Below are 18,464 nucleotides of genomic sequence, written 5' to 3'. Positions count from 1 at the left end.
TATTACAAACCAATCAATCGAAATGAGCGATGCTTTGCGCCAAAATCGTACGTTTTCCATTAGGCTCGGCCGGCGAAATCACACCGTTGGCCTCCATCATGTCAAACAAAGTGGCCGCCCGGTTATAGCCGATGCGCAGATGACGTTGCAAATTGGAAATGCTGGGTTTTTGCGTTTTAATGATGGTGGCTACCGCTTCATCATACAGATCGTCCCGATCATTGTTGCCGCCCGCCGCATTGCTAAACATATCGTCGCCGCCGACCCCCGTAGTCAAAATATCATCAATGTAATCCGGCTCGCCGAATCGTTTCAGATAATCCACTACCGCATGCACTTCGCTATCTTGTACAAACGCACCATGAACCCGTTGCGGATAACCTGTTCCCGGCGGTAGAAAGAGCATATCGCCCTGACCCAGCAAGTTTTCCGCCCCCATCTGATCGAGAATGGTACGGCTGTCGATTTTACTGGAAACCTGAAAGGCAATGCGAGTCGGGATATTGGCTTTAATCAAACCGGTAATCACATCAACACTCGGGCGCTGCGTGGCCAAAATCAGATGGATGCCGGCTGCACGCGCTTTTTGAGCCAGCCGGGCAATCAATTCTTCGATTTTCTTACCTGCCGTCATCATCAGATCGGCAAACTCATCGACCACCACCACAATAAACGGCAGTTTTTCCAACGGTTCGGGCGTTTCGGGCGTCAAGCTGAAAGGATTGGCAATATTCCTGCCCTGAGCGGCTGCTTCCGCCACTTTCTGATTAAAACCGGCCAAATTGCGCACACCCACATGGCTCATCAGGCGGTAGCGTTTTTCCATCTCGTTCACACACCAGTTCAACGCATTGGCCGCCAGCCTCATATCGGTTACCACTGGCGCGAGCAAGTGCGGAATGCCCTCATAAATGCTCAATTCCAGCATTTTCGGGTCTATCATAATCATGCGCACGTCTTCCGGCGAAGCTTTAAACAGCATGGAAAGAATCATGGCGTTGACGCCCACCGATTTGCCCGAGCCCGTCGTACCGGCAACCAAAAGATGCGGTGCCTTGGCCAAATCCGTTACCACCGGCGCGCCGGTAATATCCTGCCCCAAAGCAAGCGTCAATTTGGATGCACTTTCATAAAAGGCAGGAGAATTAAATACTTCGCTCAAGCGGATAACCTGTCGGCGCGGATTAGGCAGCTCTAACCCCATACAGGTTTTACCCGGAATGGTTTCCACAACACGGATAGACGCAACCCCCAACGAACGGGCCAGGTCTTTCTCCAAATTCAAAACAGCATTGCCGCGCACGCCCACGTCCGGCTCGATTTCATAGCGTGTAATCACCGGCCCCGCATAAGCGTCCAACACCTTTACCTTGACTTTAAACTCCGCCAGCTTTTCTTCGATAGTAATGCTGTTTTCCAACAAAGCGTCTTCGCTCTGCGTGGCTGCAGCATCAAATTGCGGCGGCAGCAACAATGAGGCATCAGGCAGAGAATAGCCTGTCTGAATATCAACTTGCGATTGCAATGAGGTAGCCGCTTCTTCAGCAACAGATAAAACATTGCCTATGTTTTCAGACAAGCCGTTATCCTGTAGTCCGACATTTTCAGAATCCAACGTCTGCTCAGGCAACACAATCTGAGCCTCAAGCTCTTGCGACGGAATTTCAGGCGCAGATTCGCTGATTAGCCGTTCGCGAATCAGCGAACCTGGCACATCCGTAATGTGCGCATTAACCGATGGCGCAGCAGACTGAAGCGATGGCGCGTCTCGGTTAAAGACCGGCGGTTCCGGAATATCCACCACCGGTTTCGGCGTTTCCGGCACCACAGGCGGCTCAACCACTGTCGCATCAGGCGCAGGCAGCACACTCACAGGCGCAGAAACGGTGCTTCGCGCCTGATAAAGCGGCGTAGCGGCAGGTTTATTCAAGCCAGCCGCCACCATCGGTCGCACTTGAGTAACATGCGCCTGATCAATTCGGGTACTTTCAGGAATCACACTTTCATGAGCAGAGCTGCTGGCACGGCGGAACCGACGTGAAGCAGGCAAGCCGTTGCGTATGCTGTTGGCAAAAACCTCTTCCACCGGAATCACATCAGGGCCGGAATGTTGGGTACGAATGTTTTCTTGTATATGTTGACGGTTGTAATGGGATACGCGCTGCCATTGCAGATTGGTCTGAATATCCGTTTCATCGATAACGGTATGCTGCGGCGGCAAATGGCGTGTTTCCTGTATTTCCGGACGATAATTTTCTAAATAAAGTTTGTTGACTTCGGCCAACGTGCGCGCACGGGTGCGAGCCACAGCCGGATCATCCAAAGTAATGGTCTGACGGCGGGCAGACGCTCCTTGCCTCGCTTGCCCAACCTTCGGTCGCTCCATAATCGGCGGCACTTGCACCCACGGGCTGCGGGTCGCCTCTTCCAAAGAAATCACCGGCAAGTTGGCATCAGGTTTATGCGGCTTGCGCAACATGCGCGGATCCATATCAAAATCAACGATATCAGGAACGGATTGCGGCATAGCCAAGGCCAAAGAGAGCTCGTCTGGTGTTACCGCAGCGCGGTTTCGCTCTGCGCTTTCCTGCCTTTGCCCACGTTCGGCATCAGCCAAATAAGAAGCGATGGAAGGAATGGGCGTTGAAGAACGCACCGGATTTCTGCCAAGCATCTGGCGCAAACGATCGGCTGCCTGCGAACTACTACTCGCTTCATCAGGCAATTCAACAAATTCGTTTGTTTGCCTGTCAGCCCCTGCAAAAATCGGCAACTCTTCCAAACCGCCCTGCTCTTCAGGATTCAATTTACCCATCAAAGCATCTAGTTTGCGTACGCGCTTAGGCGCCACTTCGCGCAATTTTTCAATAGTACGCTCGTACACCACTTTACTTTCTTCAGCCGTTTTTCGGGTGTCACGGCTGTTTTGCAGATTGGGAGAAGTACCGCGGATGACTTTGGCTTCTTTAATATTTTCCGGCAAATCCGGCCTTTCGTTTTCATGGCGACGCAGATAAGTCATCTCCATCTGCCATTCGCGCTCCTGGCGCTGGCGCAACCACAACAGCACGCCGATGGCAGCAAGTAAAACAATCAGTAAAACAATCCACAACATAACAAAAGCAGCCTTCGCTAGGTTTTCTGCAAAGCGGCTATTTTAGCTTGTTTTTTAAATTTCTTCTATGAAGGAAAACAAGATTGCCTAACAGAAACAAGGATTCAAGCAAACATTAACTTCTATATCATTAACAGGCTAAATCCTCATAATAAACAACGCAACGCACTCAGCCTGCAAACTATGTTATAATTTCTCAACATATTGCTTGTTATCAATATTTTTCATTCATTTCAATTCAAGGAGCGCATCATGTCTTGCACAACTCATCCTAATCATGAACATGTTCACGGTGCGAATTGCGGTCACACTGCCATCAAACACGGTGATCATACCGACTATCTTCATGACGGCCATCTTCATCATGCGCACAACGGCCACTACGACGAGCATACTTTAGAAATCAATGCGACTAACCCAGACGGCTGTCATCCGATACAAGACTGCGCAGGCCATGTGCACGGAGAAGGTTGCGGTCACGAAGCCGTACCGCACGGCGATCATATTGATTATATCGTTAACGGACGCTTGCATCATCCGCACGGCGATCATTGTGACGATCATGGGCAGGTTGAAATCGTTAAATAATAAATCTTTAAAATCAAAGCTCTATTCAACCATAGGGCTTTTTATTTGCCTTCGGCTATTTCAATCTGGATAAATCTTGACATATGGGGAGATTTTATCTGTATCTTAACTTAATTCAGAACCACTATCCTTCTTATCGATTATCGACATAGCCAGAAAACCCTATTCAATGATTTTGCCAATGCATCAGGCATTCTTTATAATCTCTAAGCTTTAGAATAATCTCTAAGCTTTAGAAAATAGAAAAAACACCATTCTTTAATATTCCCACTAATGGCCGGTTTATGAATTTCCTTGCCGCATGGTTTGAGCCTGCTTGGTTTTATATTGCAGACATTGTATTGGTGCTTCTGCTGGCGGCTTTTACCCCAAAAGCTTGGGCGGTTTTACGATATCGCCCGCGTGCCGCAGCAGCAGCTTTATTATGGTTGGCATTACTATGGAGCTTGCGTGCCAATATAGGCGGAGGCCAACTTACCGGCATGAGCTACCACTTACTTGGCATGAGCCTGGCAACCTTAATGCTCGGTGCACCAGCGGCCTTCTGGATAGGCAGCTTGCTGCTCCTACCCTATCTATGCATCACAAACGGCCTTTCGGGACTGAATACGTTTGCCTTAAATGCCTTATTCGTTTTATTGCCTCCGGTTATGGCGTGTCGCCTTTTACTTTCTCTGGCACAACGCCATTTATCCCCCAACTTGTTCATCTATATTTTTGTAAACGGTTTTATTGCCGCAGCATTAGGCATGCTGCTAACCGGCGCATTAATTGTTGCCCTATTGGAATGGTCGGGCACCTTCCCCAATGTTTTACTTTGGCACACCGCATTTAAAGTGTTTTTCCTGATCGCTTGGGGCGAAGCATTTTTAAGTGGTATTTTTTCTGCTATTTTTGTCGCACTGGTTCCCACTATGTTAGGCACATTCGACGACGCCCGTTATTTGAACCGCAAAGCCGACATCTGGAAATAAAGATACCCTCAAAAAACCACAATGCCTGTCTGAAAAGTTTTCAGACAGGCATTGTCTATCAAAACATACTCATCAAGTTAAGGCTTCTCTGCTTTATCCCCAATTTTACGCTCGCTACCTTTGAGCAACTTCTCAATATTACTTTTATGACGATAAATCACCAACAATGCAATAAGCAAAGTCGCCAATATCCAAGAACTTTGCGACATCAAAAAATACGCAGCTATCGGGCTAACACCACTCGCCACCAAGGCTCCGAGAGAGGAAACTTTAAAACGAAAAACCACCAGCAACCATGCAGCAACACACACCAGCGCAGTCGGCCAAGACATAATCAGCAACACGCCTAAAGCCGTCGCCACACCTTTACCGCCTTTAAATCCGAAAAATACCGGCCACAAATGCCCGATTTGTGCTGCGACCGCCACGGCTGCAATCGTCGCATCGCTCAAACCCAAGCGACTCTGCCATACCAAGGCTAGCCAAACGGCAAAGCCGCCTTTGAACGCATCACCCAACAAAGTCAACACCGCCGCTTGCTTCTTGCCGCTACGCAGCACATTAGTTGCGCCCGGGTTTCCCGAACCGTACGTACGCGGGTCATCCATACCGTAAAGTTTCGACACAATCACCGCAAATGAAAGCGATCCGATTAAATACGCTGCGACAACAGCCAATAAATTTACCAACATGGAATCTTTTTTGCTTTAGAATAAAAGACGCATGATTCTAACTGAAACGGTTGAAAAAAAAAATGGATAAAATCTTTCTACACGGCATGAAAGCCGAAACCCTAATCGGCGTTTACGACTGGGAGCGCAAACAAAAACAAACCTTATTGCTAGATTTAGACATTGGCATTCCCGAAAAACCGGCCACCTCCGACGATATAGCCGACACTGTTCATTATGCAGACGTGTGTGATGCAGTACGTCGCAGCTTAAGCAACCAAAATTTTATGTTGCTCGAAGCACTGGCAGAACATATCGCCAATTTGATTCTGCAAGACTTCCGAGCACTTTGGGTGCGCATCCGAATCGTGAAACCAGGTATTCTGGCAGGCGTCAAAGAAGCCGGAGTAGAAATCGAACGCAGAGCCGAATAACCTCTCCAAGCCTGTCTAAAATGTATTAATGAATTTCAGACGGGCAGATATAATCCAATTTCCCACTCTATTCAAAAAACATTCTCAAATTAATAATGATGCAAAAAAGTTGCGGAATCTGCTAAGCCTTGAATTCTCTCAATAAACCATATACCTTTGATTTATATAAACATCATTATTTACAATTCGATACTTAACCATATCTTTGCAAATCCATCACTATAACCTTAAAAATTATTTTGCTATATTACGCGCAACACGGAGAAAACGATTAACAAAGTCCATTTGTTATTCAAAATAAATACTAACACTCACTGAAGTTGCAAAAGCAAGTGAAGTCGTCCTCAAAATAATTATTTTTATATCATGTTCAAGCAATTCTCGAACATGACATTAAATTTAATGTCTACTGATTATTTCACGATACTATGCGGCCTTAGATGTGAGCCACCTGAACACTACGATTGTATTTCATACGATCTACTCCCATCTCTCAGTTGATTTAAGGACGATAATTATGGATAAAACACGAAATGTCACTGGATTAGAAAAACTCCAAGGTTCCTCGACCAAACGTTACCGCAAAGTTACCATCTCAGTTGCTGTTTTTCTGGTGTTCATATCTGGCGTAATGATTGTCAACAGCCAAATATCCCAGCAAATCCAAGTCAACCAAGTACAAATTGATGCTGCCGGCACGCTGAGTGATACAGCCTATGATATTGTTACTGCTACCCAAGCATTACAAATTCTGACCTTGGAAAAACACGACGAGAAAAAACATAGAGCCGAAAAAAACGAAACGGCTTACCAAGCTAAACTGCAAGAAAATGATGCAGAAAGCATGGAACTACAAAAAAAATTGGAAAAATCTCGTCATCAGTTCCAAGAAATCATTACTGCTCTGGATAAAGGCGGTCACTATACTATCGTTGAAGGCCATAACTTCCTGCAACCTCTCAGCGCAGAGGGGACCCGTGAAGCCTTAGCTAAAGTACAAGGTATCTGGAAGGATTATCAGCCCCTGATTCATAAGGTCGTGAAATATAAAGTTACTTCTAATGAAAATCCTAATTTTGCTCAAGAAGTTTCTGAATTTACTCACGATAATTATCAAGACATTTATGAAAACATTGATGACATTATTGTTTCCATCAATAATGACATGAACAAAAAAGCGGTTTTGATGCAACGCATCCAAATCACCGGCATTACTCTTTCCCTGCTCTATTTCTTATTATTCATCGGCCTTTTCATGCGCCGGTTAGGCAAAGCCGACCAAGCTGCCGCTGCCGCCAGGAATGAAACTAAAGAAATCTTGCAAACCGTTAGCAGCGGATTATTCCTATTGGACAGAAACCTGAACATTGGCTCCCAATATTCCGCTGAACTTGAACGTTTATTAGGCAAAAAGAACCTAGCGGGGAAAAATTTATTGGACTTATTATCCGATATGGTTGCCAATGCAAGAGATTTAGATACTGCGGGCAGTTTTGTACAACAGCTCTACAATCCCCGCACGAAAGAGCGACTAATTGCCAGTTTGAATCCGTTGGTTCGCTGCCCAGTCAACATGATTAACGATTCAGGGGAAAAAGAAATTCGTTATTTCGATTTTAAATTCAATCGTGTTTATCATGAAGACAGCATTGCCCGCGTGTTAGTCAACGTTAACGACGTAACTCATGCCGTGTTGTTAGAAGATAAAATCGAAGCGGAGCGCGAACAGAATGATCTGCGTATGGAGATGCTTAACACCATATTGAAAACGGATTCGCAGCTTTTGTCTGATTTTATTACCCACACTAAGACCAGAAATGAAAATATCAACGGAATTCTGAAAGAACCTGTTCAAGGCCAATCTGAGTTTTCAGACAAAGCCCGTCGTATTTTCCGTGAAGTTCACGGTATGAAAGGCGATGCCAGCTCACTTAATCTGCAAGGATTTGTTTCCTTAGCCGAAGTGCTGGAAACCTTGCTAAAAGATTTACAACGCAAAACCACCCTTGTTGGAGAAGATTTCTTACCACTAACCGTTTCATTGGAAGAGTTATTTAGTTTAACGGAAGTAATTGAAGACTTAAATAATCGTATTGCGGGCAATGGTGGTGATTCAGCGCGCCATGTTTTCAACTCCGAGCCCATCAAGGAACAGCTATCAAAATTTGTAAAAGGGTTGGCTGAAAGAAATGGAAAACAGGTCGATTTCAGTTGTACCGGTATGGATAATACTCCTCTAAATGTCAACGTAAAAAGCCATTTGAATGAAATGGCAATCCAAATGCTGCGTAATGCTGTAGTACATGGCATTGAACCTCCGGAAGACCGTTTGAACAAACATAAATTGGCTGCAGGTCATTTACGCTTGGATTTAGAGGAAACCAGCAATGGTTCCATAAAATTAACAGTTCAAGATGATGGCACAGGTATAGATCATGAAAAAATCCGACGAAAACTAATTGAAAATGGCACTTACTCCCAAGAACAAGCTGCCCGGTTAGACACCAAAGAGTTAGTGCAACAGATCTTTGAACATGGCTTCTCAACCGCCTCAAATAATACCGAAGATGCCGGCCGAGGAATAGGAATGGACATAATCAAAGAGCGTGTTCAGCAGTTAGGAGGGAAAGTTGCTCTTGCCACCAAAATCGGAGCTTATACGCGTATTGTATTGACAATACCCAAAAAACTTTAATCTGATACCATAAGAAAGAATAAAGATGCCGACAATTATGATTGTTGATGACTCGAATGTTATTCGCAACCGCATTACTCGCAGTTCAGAAAGCACGGGATTCGAAGTGGTCGCTACCGCCGCAGATGGCAAAGATGCGGTTGCACTTTATGAAATTCTACGTCCTGATTTAGTAACAATGGATTTAACTATGCCTCAAATGGACGGGTTAACCAGTATACAACGAATTATCGAACTGGATGAAAATGCCAATATTTTAGTTATTTCTGCCCTATCCGACAAAGCAACAGGAATTAAAGCTTTGGAATACGGAGCAAGAGGGTTTCTTTTCAAACCTTTTTCAGACGAAGATCTATTTAGCGCACTAAAAGAAATGACTGAAGATTTATAAACAGGAAGACGAAGAACTAAAATGAAAGAAGCTCAATTACAAGTATTTTTAGAAGGTGTCCAACAATATTTCAATCATGTCGCAAGCGAAGAAATTTTCGTAGGAACACCTTATCTCGTAGAAAATGCTATGCCCGCTGCTCAACAATATTCCGGAGTCATTGCGATTTCGGGTTACGCACAAGGGATTGTATATTTTACCTCACCCAAAGAGTTAGCTCAACGCCTATTAACCTTAATGGGAGAAAAAGATACTTCAGAAGAAAATATCATAGACATTATCGGAGAGGTATCCAATACGATCGCTGGTAATGCACGCAGAGTACTAGGAGAAACGCTCCAAATATCGGTACCGATTGTTATTCGTGGAGAACCAGATGAAATTATGTTACCAAGGCGTGATCGTTCATTTGTGATTCCAATCGAATGGGGACGATACGATGCAGCTATTGTTATCGCCTTGCAAAAAAGCTGATATCTCGCTCATGATATAGATAAAATGCCTATCTGAAAATTTTTCAGACAGGCATTTTTCTTAATTCTATTTATAGCAACTTAAATCAATCCAAGGTCCAATGTACCCAACCCATTTTCCAAGTCAACAAAATCAAAGCGCCAAAAATAATTCTGTAATAAGCAAACGGAACATAATTTTTTGCACTGACAAATTTCAACAATGCTTTTACTGCCAACAAACCTGCCACGAAAGCTGCAACAAAACCAACAGCAATGAGACCGACATCTTGCAGATTAAAAAATTTATAATTTTTCAAAATATCATAAGTTGTTGCAGCAATCATAACAGGAACGGCAAGAAAAAATGAAAACTCTGTTGCCACTTTACGATCCAAGCCCCATAACATACCGCCCATAATTGTACTCCCTGAGCGTGAGGTTCCAGGAACAAGCGCACAGATTTGCGCCAAACCAACGACCAATGCATCCTTCGATGTCATATCGTCTACATTGAAAACTTTTGGCTTATGAGATAATTCCCGTCGCTCCACCCATAAAATAAAGAAACCGCCTAAAACCAGCATAGTCGCCACACTAATCGGATTAAACAAAACTTCTTTAATCTGTTTGCTAAATAAAAAGCCAACCAAAGCAGCCGGAATAAAAGCAATAATCAGATTCAGCACAAAACGATTTACTGCTTTATCCTTTCCTACATTGGTAATTACATGAGTAAATCGAGCCCGATACTCAAAGATAACAGCCAATACAGCGCCTAGCTGAATAGCTATTTCGAATACTTTACCATTACTTTGAAAATCCATTAGGTTGCCGAAAACAATCAAATGCCCGGTACTGGAAACCGGAAGAAATTCAGTCAAACCTTCAATAATGCCCAAAATTAGAGCTTTAAACAGCAACACAATATCCATATTTTTTGTCGGCTAAAAGCCTCTATCCTCATTGATTAGCAATTTATGTTTGATAAAACTATATTGGCCACTTCACACAAAAAGTGGAAAAAAGACTTATATCATAAATATAACTTTTACCATCTTATAAAAGACAGGCAGCCTTAAAGACTGCCTGAAAGGATTAACACTTATCAACTTACTGATTGGCTAACTTCGCGAAGGAAGCACCCTTACTTTTCAGCTTGTTTGCATTTTTCGGAGCTGGTGTTTTCATACCACGTTCTTCACGCACCTTATTAACCAATTCCTCAATTGTTTGTACACCGGCATTCCAATCGCCACCTTCAAACTTAACCTGATATTTTCCGCCGACGATCACAGTGGGCGTTCCATCAATTTGATAATCCATCGTCATTTTAGCCATTCGTTTGGTCGCTGCTTCGCTGGCTGGAGAATCATATGCGGCAATCAATTTTTTAGCATCAAAGGAAGTTTGCTCTGAAGCCCATTTCTTGAATGTCAAAGGATCTCCTAAATTGATTTTCTGCTCATAGACGGCTTTAAAAACGGGAGGATTCGCTTGATATTTTAAACCGGATTGATTTACCGCTGCCGCAACACGAGCAAGTCCCTCCATTTCAGGCTGCCAAATCACATGTTCGCTGCGCAGATAAGTATCACCCGGCCATGCCTTAGCATGCTTCAATAGAATCGGATCAAGGTGGTAGCAATGTACGCAGAAGTACCCAAAAAATTCTAATACTTCAATTTTTCCAGGTTGCTCTTGTGGAATGGGTTTAGCCAGCACAGTATAATTTTTACCCTCAACCAACGCGGCTGACGCATTTGCCGCGATAGAGAGCATCAAGCCGGCCAATAATACGATTTTCTTTGCTTTCATATTGAAAATTTCCTTGTTATTTAACAGAACGGGCAAAGCTAGCAATGCCGCGTTGTTGCAATTTTTTCTGGGTCACAGTAGCTTCAGACGCACTCAATACACTAGTCTGAACACGATAGATAGTGCTGCCATTTACTTCCGCCTGAACCACATTAGCTGATACCCCTGCCATAGCCAATTTACTACGTTGTACGTCGGCAGCCTGTTGGTTATTATAAGAACCAATTTGTACAATCACTTTGCCACCTTTATTAGAGGAAGTATTCTCAGTTACGGGCGATTGTCGGTTGCTGGAAACTGGCTTACTGCCCTGTTTTTCACCAAACCCACTTCTACCGTTCAAAACATCTTCTGCGCGTTTATGCTCTGCATCATCTGCCGCACGCTTGCGTGCTTCCTGACGCGCTTTTTCCACGCTACCACTATCCAGAATCTGCTCCGGCGTCGGATTGATTTTTGCCTCTTGTTTGGTTTTGCTTTCAGCCTGTTTTCTGATGCGCTCGGCTTCAGCTTTTTTTATCTCCGCTTGTTTTTTTATCAGAGCCTGTCTTCTGGCTTCTTTGACAGCTCTGCTTTCTTCCGTTGGGACTTTCGGAGGGACGGGAAGCATTGTCGTTTCTTGTGAAGATTGCCCGTCTATTACTTGTTGCTCTTCGAAAGCCGTATTATCTCCACCAGACGCCTTATTCGGCTGCTGATCTGTATCTTCACTATGTTTCTCGTTAGAAGCTGGAGACGTTACAGTTTCCGATTTCGGTTCAGATGTCGGTTCTGAAGAATGAGACGATGCACCCGGAGGCACCAGAATCTCAGGTTTCGGCGCTTTTTCTTCTGGTTTAGGCAACTCTTTCATGGAAGATTGTCCGTTTTTGTTCAGAAAGAACAGTACACCGGCAATAACGGCGGTAGCCAAGAGCAAACCGATAAAAAAGCCGGAAAGACCTTTTCCATGTTGTTTTTTCGCGTTCATTACGATACCTTTTAGATTTTCTGGTTTTCCTAAAGCTGCAGGCAAACGGAAAATCAGATTAGCCTGCAATAAAATTAGCCGCTTATTCTAGCAAAATATCAAGGCGACTGCCTAACCCGTTTTACTTTCCATTACAAATAACTTCCAAGTTAAATAATCAATCAGATTATTTAACTTACAGACCGATTATAAAGCCCTTCGAAAGCCTACTGCCCGCAACATATGCTGGCGGCCAACCTCTTCGTCGGCGTTTAAATCAGCTAACGTCCGCGCTATCCGCATAATCCTGTGAAAACTCCGAGCCGAAAGGGAAAGTTTTTCCAATAATCCGATCAATGCTTCTTTTGCTTCGTCACTAATTACGGCGATTTCCTCTAATTCCGTTACGCTTAATTGTGCATTAATCTTACCTTGCCTTGCCAACTGCCTGCCTCGGGCTGTTATTACCCTTTGCAGTATTACTGAGCTACTTTCCCCTGTTTGTGCTTGTGTCAATTCGCTTGCAGATAAACTAGGAACTTCTATGGTCAGATCAATTCGGTCTAGCAGAGGACCGGAAATTTTATCGCGATAACGCCGTATGCTGTCAGGTGTACAGCGGCATGGTTTGACGGGATGACCGAGATAACCGCAAGGGCAAGGATTCATTGCAGCAACTAACTGAAAATTGGCCGGATAAGTGACTTGACGCGCAGCGCGTGAAATATGGATTTCACCACTTTCCAACGGTTCGCGCAAAACTTCCAAGACTTTTCGGTCAAATTCAGGTAATTCATCTAAAAACAAAACACCCTGATGAGCTAAAGAAATCTCTCCTGGGCGCGGGTCAGAACCACCACCAACCAAGGCAACGGCGCTAGCACTATGATGAGGCGAACGGTATGGTCTGGCCGAACTGAGATTTTGCATATATTGCGGCAATAAAGATTTTAAAGCCCATACGGAAATCAGTTCGTCATCGGTTAGCGGCGGCAGAATACCAGGCAACCGTTGCGCCAACATTGATTTTCCGGTTCCGGGCGGGCCGACCATCAATAGACTGTGGCCACCGGCGGCGGCAATTTCCAATGCCAATCTGGCCGTATGCTGCCCTTTTACATCTTGCATATCCGGCAAGTTCGAACTTTCAGACAGGCATGTTGTTTGCAGGGCTATGGCCTGAGATAAAGGCTCGATACCATTCAGATGAGCTGCAACCTGACCTAGGTTTTCAGCACCAAAAACGGCAATGCTACTTACCACAGCCGCCTGCTCCGCATTTTGCCTGGGTAATACAAACGAACGACCGGACTTCGCGCCTTGCCACGCCATAGCCAATGCGCCTCGCACAGGCCGAAGCGCTCCGGACAAAGCCAACTCACCGGCAAATTCATATTCTGCCAATTTGTCTTGCATAATCTGACCTGACGCAGCCAACACGCCCAATGCAATCGGCAAATCGAAGCGACCAGATTCTTTAGGCAAATCGGCGGGCGCCAAATTGACAGTAATTTTAGCGGCGGGAAAATCAAATCCGCTTTGCAAAATGGCCGCACGCACTCGATCGCGGCTTTCTTTCACCTCTGTATCCGGCAAGCCTACAATATTGAATTGAGGCAAGCCGTTGGAAAGATGCGCCTCCACCTCCACTAAAGGTGCGTCCATACCGCTCAAGGCGCGGCTATAGATAACCGCTAAAGACATTTTCTGCTTATTCCTCAGGCTTTTCGCCGTGTGCTTCTACAGAGGAAGACGCACCCGAGGCCGCTTCCAGCTTGGACAAACGCTCTTCCAATTCTGCCAGTTTGGTACGGGTTTTAATTAAAACCTGCTGCTGAATATCAAACTCTTCTCGAGTAATCAGATCCATACGGTTAAATGCGCTACCCAACATGGATTTCACATTTTTCTCAACATCTTTTGCGGGGCTGTTGGCGATAGTTTCACTTACTTTCGCGCTTACTTCCTCAAACAATTTTTGGCCCAACATAACGGCATCCTTTCTTTTATAAGGCAACGGAGAATAGAGTTATTGTATAGAATAAATGCCTGTCTGAAAACGCGCTTGGCCAGTTCACCCGCTTAAACCTGTTCATTTAGCAGTAAAGCCTGTCTGAAAAGTCTGGTTACCGATATGGATGTCGGCTAGATAATCGCGCCTACCGGCGCTACACACGGGTAATCGCACCTGATTCGCACGCCATGAACCGTCGGCTTGTCGCTTCAAATCGTAACGATTAAAGCCCATATCCATGTCACGCATACTAAAACTAATGTAAACGGCTTCGGTATTCTTCGGTACATTTTCCAATTGAATATCAAAAGGTATACGAGTAGCAAGCGGCCCATTGAAAATAACTTTACTACCGTCAGGCAAAACGCAGCCGTTCTCTACATTACAAGCAGATGCAACCTGATGTACAGGATTCTGTTCACGATTCCAAAAATACAAAGCTGCCAGCTTCACTGCCGCAAAAATTAATAACAAGACGCCTGCCAACAATAACTTTTTGTGTTTTTTATTCGCCATCAAACCAACCCTGTTCCAGAATCCGTTACCACCGCATGAGCTCCTGCCTCCAGCCAAGCATCGCGGTATTTTTCAGACAGGCCTGTTTGAGCCAATACCACCAGCGGCACACCAACGCCTTCGCGCAGAACTTGAAAAAGCTGCTCCACTCCCAAATCGCTTGATATGCTCCAAACCAATACGTCAGCATCCGGTACACGTACCAACTGTGCGGCATTTTCTATGATTACCCACACACTTTCCGCCTGTGGCCGTCTACCATAATGACCCAATTCGGATTCACTGATTAAACAAGCGTGGTGCGTAGGCTCCCACAAAGCAAACGGCACGACACGGTATTCGCCAACCCTATTCTCGCCTGTGAAGCCATGTTCTACACTGCCTTGTAATTCAGTGGGTACGGCCAATGCAGCCAACAAAGGCCCATTAGCCGGAAGCATGGGCGACACAGTAAAATCACCCGCTCTCTGCCACGACCATTGTTGTCCTTCCCGCGCCTGTAAATGTCCAGACCAATCTTTCGCTCGAACTCGGAAAAAACGCAGGTGCACCCGTGCATGCTCGTAAGCATGGATTTTGGTCAACCACGGCGTCGCATGATGAATGTGAATACCCAATTCCTCTTCAAATTCGCGTCTCAACGCCTCAAGCTCGCTTTCGCCCGGTTCCACCTTCCCTCCGGCAAACTCCCAATATCCGGCATAAGGCTTGCCTTCAGGGCGAGAGGCTAACAAGTAATCGCCGGCTTCGTTTAAAACGACACCGGCAACCACATACAACAAAGGGAGTGAATCTTCAGAAGTTTCCATATTTTCAGACAAGCATTGATTGACAGGCTAATTTTTCGGAACAGCACTTAAAGACTGATATCGCGCCGCCTCTTGCAGAATCTCCGGCTTGACAACACCTTGCAATCGTTCGAAAGGAATGACTAGTTTCGGGCGACCTAAAGCATAAGGAGCGATTTCATAAGGCTGGAAGAAAAAAATCAAGCCGTTGGGATGAAAATTCCAATTACCAGTAGCTTGAAACGGAAAATTGCTCAAGATTTGCCCTATCTCCACGTTACTCATCTTTTTGTCTTTCCGAGGATATTCCAACCAAGCCTGTTTTTGTTCGGCTTGCAAACGTGGCATTTGATCGGGTAACACAATATCCGCCAACATTATCTTTTTCGGCGCGCCATTACGGTTTAAAACATAAAAACTTGTATAGCCATTACCGTGGGCACCGCCTAAATATTCGTAGTAATCCTTTTTCAAAACCATATAAGCCGGTGTGTAACCCTCAAGCTTCACACTGCTTTTAAACTGCATGCGTGAATCTTTGCCTGATTTCGCCTCAGCCTTCGTTTTGCTAATCAACCACTGCTTCAAAGCAGACTGACTGGGTGCTGTCAATCCGTCCAAATCTTTCAGTATCAAATTATCGGCATATTGCGTAAATGCCAAATTATCAAAAACCAACCGATTAATCTCCGCCGCGCTGCATTGTTGTTGTTTTTGCCGGTAACAATATCCGGTCTCAATTCTTTCCACGGCAATCTGTGGTGCTTGCGCATGCACTCCAACTGCCGATAAGGTCAAAGCAATAGCGGCCAAACAATATTTTATTTTCATCTCACTTTCCTCTGCCGTCTGAAAAATATTTTTCAGCCACGGCAAACGCCTGCACCATATCGTTTTCATCACTCATACTCAAATGGACTTGCCGAATACCCCGCTCATCCAACCATGCTTGCAAAGATGGTTCACAGATAAACTCAGGCTGTCCCAATTCAGTATGCCCGACACTTATACGATAAAACGACACCACCCCGCGAATACCGGTACCTACTGCTTTAGCAAATGCTTCCTTGGCAGCAAAACGTTTGGCTAAAAAATTAACCGGCTTACCCGCCTGTGCAAATTCCAGCAATTCAATCTGACTAAGCAAACGTTGGGCAAAAGCGTAACCGTATTTCTTATGCAGCCGCGCAATACGACTCAAAGAAACAATATCCGTACCGACTCCGTAAATCATGCTTTTTCCTTAATCTTCAAGATTTCCAGACAAGCCTGTCTGAAAACGACCATGCTAATTCAGTTCATTTGACTATCAACCTGCACGCTGGTTCCTATCAAAAAGCACGTGCTTGATTCATTACGTTTTTCATCTGACGAATAGCTTCAGGCAGGCCTAAAAATAGAGCCTGCGCCATTAAAGAATGACCGATATTCAATTCGCGAATAGCCATAATGCGTGCGATAGGCGTAACATTATGAATGGTTAATCCATGACCGGCATTGACAATCAAACCAAGCTCATCCGCAAAGCCGGCACCTGTTTCAATACGTGCCAATTCCACTGCCTGCTCTTGATGACCACGTGCATCAGCATAAGCGCCGGTATGCAGTTCGATAACCGGAGCACCTACGTCTTTCGCCGCTTGAATTTGTGCTTTCTCGGCATCAATAAAGAGAGAAACACGAATACCTGCTTTGGCTAAAACTTGAATAAAAGAAGCAATCTTTTCTTGTTGTGCCAATACATTTAAGCCACCTTCCGTGGTTACTTCCTGCCGTTTCTCCGGCACAATACACACATCCGAAGGCATCACTGCCAAAGCGTTTTCCAGCATTTCTTCCGTTAAAGCCATTTCCAAATTCATACGCGTGCGAATCGCACTCTTAATGGCAAATACATCATCATCTTTAATGTGCCGACGATCTTCCCGCAAATGTAAAGTAATCAGGTCTGCACCATAAGTTTCCGCTACTAATGCCGCTTCCAAGGGGCTAGGATAAGACGTTCCTCGCGCATTGCGTAAAGTGGCTACATGATCGATATTAACACCTAAAAGCATTTTATATTTCCTTCTTTTTATATCCGAATATAGTGAATTTAAGCTTTCAGACAGGCATTCGGTTTAAGTAATTTGAAAAGCCTGCATCTGCTGCAATACCTGTCTCGATTTAATGCCATTCGGCAAGTGGAAATCAATGAGCATACGAGTCAATTTCAAGGCCTGTTGCAAGTCCTCTCCATTATCAAATTTACCATTATCTAATTGGATCAAAACATTACCACTGATTACCACACCCAAATTATTCCTTTCAGACAGCCTATCGTTCCCATCCAATAAAACCGCCCCTTGCTCCGCACCCAACCAATAAATTTGTGTAGAGTCTATCATTCTACCCTGCTCATCTTGTCTCAAATCCGGAGCAAAACCCAATTCTTTCAACAAAATCCACTCAAAACGGCGCAGCGCGGCAATATCATCCGGTGTATCAGAAATCGAACGCATCAACCCAGCCAGCGCATCGTAAAGCTTTGGATGAGGGTCTTCTCGAGCAGTCAGTCTCAATATCAACTCATTAACATACAAACCGCTAAATAATGCCCTTCCCTGCGGTAAAGCCCATCCACCCAACCATTCAGCACGATGCAACGTCTTCAATTCTCCACTACCATACCACGATGCGCTGATCGGCAAAAATGGCACCAACACACCGCGCAACTCACTTTGCCTCTTGCGCGCACTACGTGCCAACAAAACCACTCTCCCATAATTACGGCTAAACACCTCCAACCGTAAACTACTCTCTCTCCACGGCAATGCAGTCAATAAAAATACAGGCTGATGGTTGATACGAAGCGATTTATCAGACATTATTATCGATCAAAGACAACAAATAAAGGTTGTAATAATGAAGGCTTTTGAAGCAGGAAGCAAGCCTGCTCTACATAGATATTAACCAAAATAAATCTCTCGCCTCTGATCAACTATTCCCATTATTGCAACCGGAGCCGAACTGGTTATGAAAGATTCCTTAGCTGAATAGGATTCGAATGCCCGAACAGG

Annotated in this window: 19 protein-coding genes; 6 read left to right on the top strand and 13 right to left on the bottom strand. The window is 44.8% G+C overall.

Translation table 11 applies throughout. From position 1 onward, the window contains the following. Positions 1-13 precede the first annotated feature (13 nt). Positions 14-3,115: a DNA translocase FtsK gene (locus Q4A84_RS07865; RefSeq protein ID WP_303088382.1), complete on the bottom strand. Its 3,102-nt coding sequence runs from the start codon at positions 3,113-3,115 to the stop codon at positions 14-16. 252 nt (positions 3,116-3,367) lie between these two features. Here Q4A84_RS07865 and Q4A84_RS07860 point away from each other — a divergent pair, with 252 nt between their 5' ends. After that, positions 3,368-3,703 carry a hypothetical protein gene (locus tag Q4A84_RS07860; RefSeq protein WP_303088381.1) on the top strand — a complete coding sequence of 112 codons (336 nt, stop codon included), beginning with the start codon at positions 3,368-3,370 and terminating at the stop codon, positions 3,701-3,703. A gap of 284 nt (positions 3,704-3,987) precedes the next feature. Further along, a complete protein-coding gene (locus Q4A84_RS07855) occupies positions 3,988-4,677 on the top strand; it encodes an energy-coupling factor ABC transporter permease (RefSeq protein WP_303088380.1) in 690 nt (229 codons plus the stop codon). A 77-nt stretch (positions 4,678-4,754) separates the two neighbouring features. Here Q4A84_RS07855 and plsY read toward each other — a convergent pair whose 3' ends face one another. Then, positions 4,755-5,366: a glycerol-3-phosphate 1-O-acyltransferase PlsY gene (gene plsY, locus Q4A84_RS07850; protein WP_303088432.1), complete on the bottom strand. Its 612-nt coding sequence runs from the start codon at positions 5,364-5,366 to the stop codon at positions 4,755-4,757. A gap of 65 nt (positions 5,367-5,431) precedes the next feature. On the opposite strand from plsY, the gene folB reads away from it, so the two are divergent. The 4 genes from folB (at position 5,432) to Q4A84_RS07830 (ending at position 9,342) form a co-directional block, all read left to right on the top strand. After that, entirely contained in the window at positions 5,432-5,782 is a 351-nt protein-coding gene (gene folB, locus Q4A84_RS07845; RefSeq protein ID WP_303088379.1) for a dihydroneopterin aldolase, read from the top strand. Positions 5,783-6,299: 517 nt separating this feature from the next. Next, the gene (locus Q4A84_RS07840; protein WP_303088378.1) at positions 6,300-8,477 is read left to right on the top strand and encodes an ATP-binding protein; all 2,178 of its coding nucleotides are present in this window, start codon (positions 6,300-6,302) and stop codon (positions 8,475-8,477) included. Between the two features lie 25 nt (positions 8,478-8,502). Then, positions 8,503-8,868 carry a response regulator gene (locus tag Q4A84_RS07835; protein ID WP_303088377.1) on the top strand — a complete coding sequence of 122 codons (366 nt, stop codon included), beginning with the start codon at positions 8,503-8,505 and terminating at the stop codon, positions 8,866-8,868. A 21-nt stretch (positions 8,869-8,889) separates the two neighbouring features. Further along, entirely contained in the window at positions 8,890-9,342 is a 453-nt protein-coding gene (locus Q4A84_RS07830; protein WP_303088376.1) for a chemotaxis protein CheX, read from the top strand. Positions 9,343-9,427: 85 nt separating this feature from the next. Here the strand turns inward: Q4A84_RS07830 and Q4A84_RS07825 are convergent, their stop codons facing one another. The 11 genes from Q4A84_RS07825 to recO all read right to left on the bottom strand — a co-directional run bounded on the left by Q4A84_RS07825 (position 9,428) and on the right by recO (position 18,272). Beyond that, positions 9,428-10,255: an undecaprenyl-diphosphate phosphatase gene (locus Q4A84_RS07825; RefSeq protein ID WP_303088375.1), complete on the bottom strand. Its 828-nt coding sequence runs from the start codon at positions 10,253-10,255 to the stop codon at positions 9,428-9,430. 178 nt (positions 10,256-10,433) lie between these two features. After that, positions 10,434-11,138, bottom strand: a complete 705-nt coding sequence (locus tag Q4A84_RS07820) for a thiol:disulfide interchange protein DsbA/DsbL (protein ID WP_303088374.1) — start codon at positions 11,136-11,138, stop codon at positions 10,434-10,436. A gap of 16 nt (positions 11,139-11,154) precedes the next feature. Then, positions 11,155-12,108, bottom strand: a complete 954-nt coding sequence (locus tag Q4A84_RS07815) for an SPOR domain-containing protein (protein ID WP_303088373.1) — start codon at positions 12,106-12,108, stop codon at positions 11,155-11,157. Between the two features lie 186 nt (positions 12,109-12,294). Continuing rightward, entirely contained in the window at positions 12,295-13,791 is a 1,497-nt protein-coding gene (locus Q4A84_RS07810) for a YifB family Mg chelatase-like AAA ATPase (RefSeq protein ID WP_303088372.1), read from the bottom strand. A 7-nt stretch (positions 13,792-13,798) separates the two neighbouring features. After that, complete coding sequence (locus Q4A84_RS07805; protein ID WP_303088371.1) at positions 13,799-14,077, bottom strand: accessory factor UbiK family protein; 279 nt, start codon at positions 14,075-14,077, stop codon at positions 13,799-13,801. Positions 14,078-14,179: 102 nt separating this feature from the next. Then, a complete protein-coding gene (locus tag Q4A84_RS07800; protein ID WP_303088370.1) occupies positions 14,180-14,617 on the bottom strand; it encodes a hypothetical protein in 438 nt (145 codons plus the stop codon). Continuing rightward, positions 14,617-15,426, bottom strand: a complete 810-nt coding sequence (locus tag Q4A84_RS07795) for an NUDIX domain-containing protein (protein WP_303088369.1) — start codon at positions 15,424-15,426, stop codon at positions 14,617-14,619. Before Q4A84_RS07795 ends, Q4A84_RS07800 begins: the two co-directional genes overlap by 1 nt. A 27-nt stretch (positions 15,427-15,453) precedes the next feature. Beyond that, positions 15,454-16,236, bottom strand: a complete 783-nt coding sequence (locus tag Q4A84_RS07790) for an RsiV family protein (protein WP_303088368.1) — start codon at positions 16,234-16,236, stop codon at positions 15,454-15,456. Between the two features lies 1 nt (position 16,237). Continuing rightward, positions 16,238-16,639: a holo-ACP synthase gene (acpS, locus tag Q4A84_RS07785; protein ID WP_303088367.1), complete on the bottom strand. Its 402-nt coding sequence runs from the start codon at positions 16,637-16,639 to the stop codon at positions 16,238-16,240. 97 nt (positions 16,640-16,736) lie between these two features. Next, a complete protein-coding gene (gene pdxJ / locus Q4A84_RS07780; protein ID WP_303088366.1) occupies positions 16,737-17,462 on the bottom strand; it encodes a pyridoxine 5'-phosphate synthase in 726 nt (241 codons plus the stop codon). 63 nt (positions 17,463-17,525) lie between these two features. Further along, entirely contained in the window at positions 17,526-18,272 is a 747-nt protein-coding gene (gene recO, locus Q4A84_RS07775) for a DNA repair protein RecO (RefSeq protein ID WP_303088365.1), read from the bottom strand. Between the last annotated feature and the right edge of the window lie 192 nt (positions 18,273-18,464).

The sequence above is a fragment of the Neisseria sp. genome (genome assembly GCF_030527965.1).
Classification (GTDB): domain Bacteria; phylum Pseudomonadota; class Gammaproteobacteria; order Burkholderiales; family Neisseriaceae; genus Neisseria.
Note: the sequence above shows the minus strand (reverse complement) of the source record. Positions and strands in the feature narration are given on the sequence as shown.

Coding starts and splice junctions, on each gene's coding strand:
- Q4A84_RS07840 (WP_303088378.1), top strand. CDS start 6,300: ATGGATAAAACACGAAATGTCACTGGATTAGAAAAACTCCAAGGTTCC.
- recO (WP_303088365.1), bottom strand. CDS start 18,272: ATGTCTGATAAATCGCTTCGTATCAACCATCAGCCTGTATTTTTATTG.
- Q4A84_RS07860 (WP_303088381.1), top strand. CDS start 3,368: ATGTCTTGCACAACTCATCCTAATCATGAACATGTTCACGGTGCGAAT.
- Q4A84_RS07855 (WP_303088380.1), top strand. CDS start 3,988: ATGAATTTCCTTGCCGCATGGTTTGAGCCTGCTTGGTTTTATATTGCA.
- Q4A84_RS07865 (WP_303088382.1), bottom strand. CDS start 3,115: ATGTTGTGGATTGTTTTACTGATTGTTTTACTTGCTGCCATCGGCGTG.
- Q4A84_RS07815 (WP_303088373.1), bottom strand. CDS start 12,108: ATGAACGCGAAAAAACAACATGGAAAAGGTCTTTCCGGCTTTTTTATC.
- Q4A84_RS07790 (WP_303088368.1), bottom strand. CDS start 16,236: ATGAAAATAAAATATTGTTTGGCCGCTATTGCTTTGACCTTATCGGCA.
- Q4A84_RS07810 (WP_303088372.1), bottom strand. CDS start 13,791: ATGTCTTTAGCGGTTATCTATAGCCGCGCCTTGAGCGGTATGGACGCA.
- Q4A84_RS07825 (WP_303088375.1), bottom strand. CDS start 10,255: ATGGATATTGTGTTGCTGTTTAAAGCTCTAATTTTGGGCATTATTGAA.
- Q4A84_RS07805 (WP_303088371.1), bottom strand. CDS start 14,077: ATGTTGGGCCAAAAATTGTTTGAGGAAGTAAGCGCGAAAGTAAGTGAA.
- Q4A84_RS07835 (WP_303088377.1), top strand. CDS start 8,503: ATGCCGACAATTATGATTGTTGATGACTCGAATGTTATTCGCAACCGC.
- Q4A84_RS07795 (WP_303088369.1), bottom strand. CDS start 15,426: ATGGAAACTTCTGAAGATTCACTCCCTTTGTTGTATGTGGTTGCCGGT.
- Q4A84_RS07800 (WP_303088370.1), bottom strand. CDS start 14,617: ATGGCGAATAAAAAACACAAAAAGTTATTGTTGGCAGGCGTCTTGTTA.
- Q4A84_RS07820 (WP_303088374.1), bottom strand. CDS start 11,138: ATGAAAGCAAAGAAAATCGTATTATTGGCCGGCTTGATGCTCTCTATC.
- Q4A84_RS07830 (WP_303088376.1), top strand. CDS start 8,890: ATGAAAGAAGCTCAATTACAAGTATTTTTAGAAGGTGTCCAACAATAT.
- pdxJ (WP_303088366.1), bottom strand. CDS start 17,462: ATGCTTTTAGGTGTTAATATCGATCATGTAGCCACTTTACGCAATGCG.
- folB (WP_303088379.1), top strand. CDS start 5,432: ATGGATAAAATCTTTCTACACGGCATGAAAGCCGAAACCCTAATCGGC.
- acpS (WP_303088367.1), bottom strand. CDS start 16,639: ATGATTTACGGAGTCGGTACGGATATTGTTTCTTTGAGTCGTATTGCG.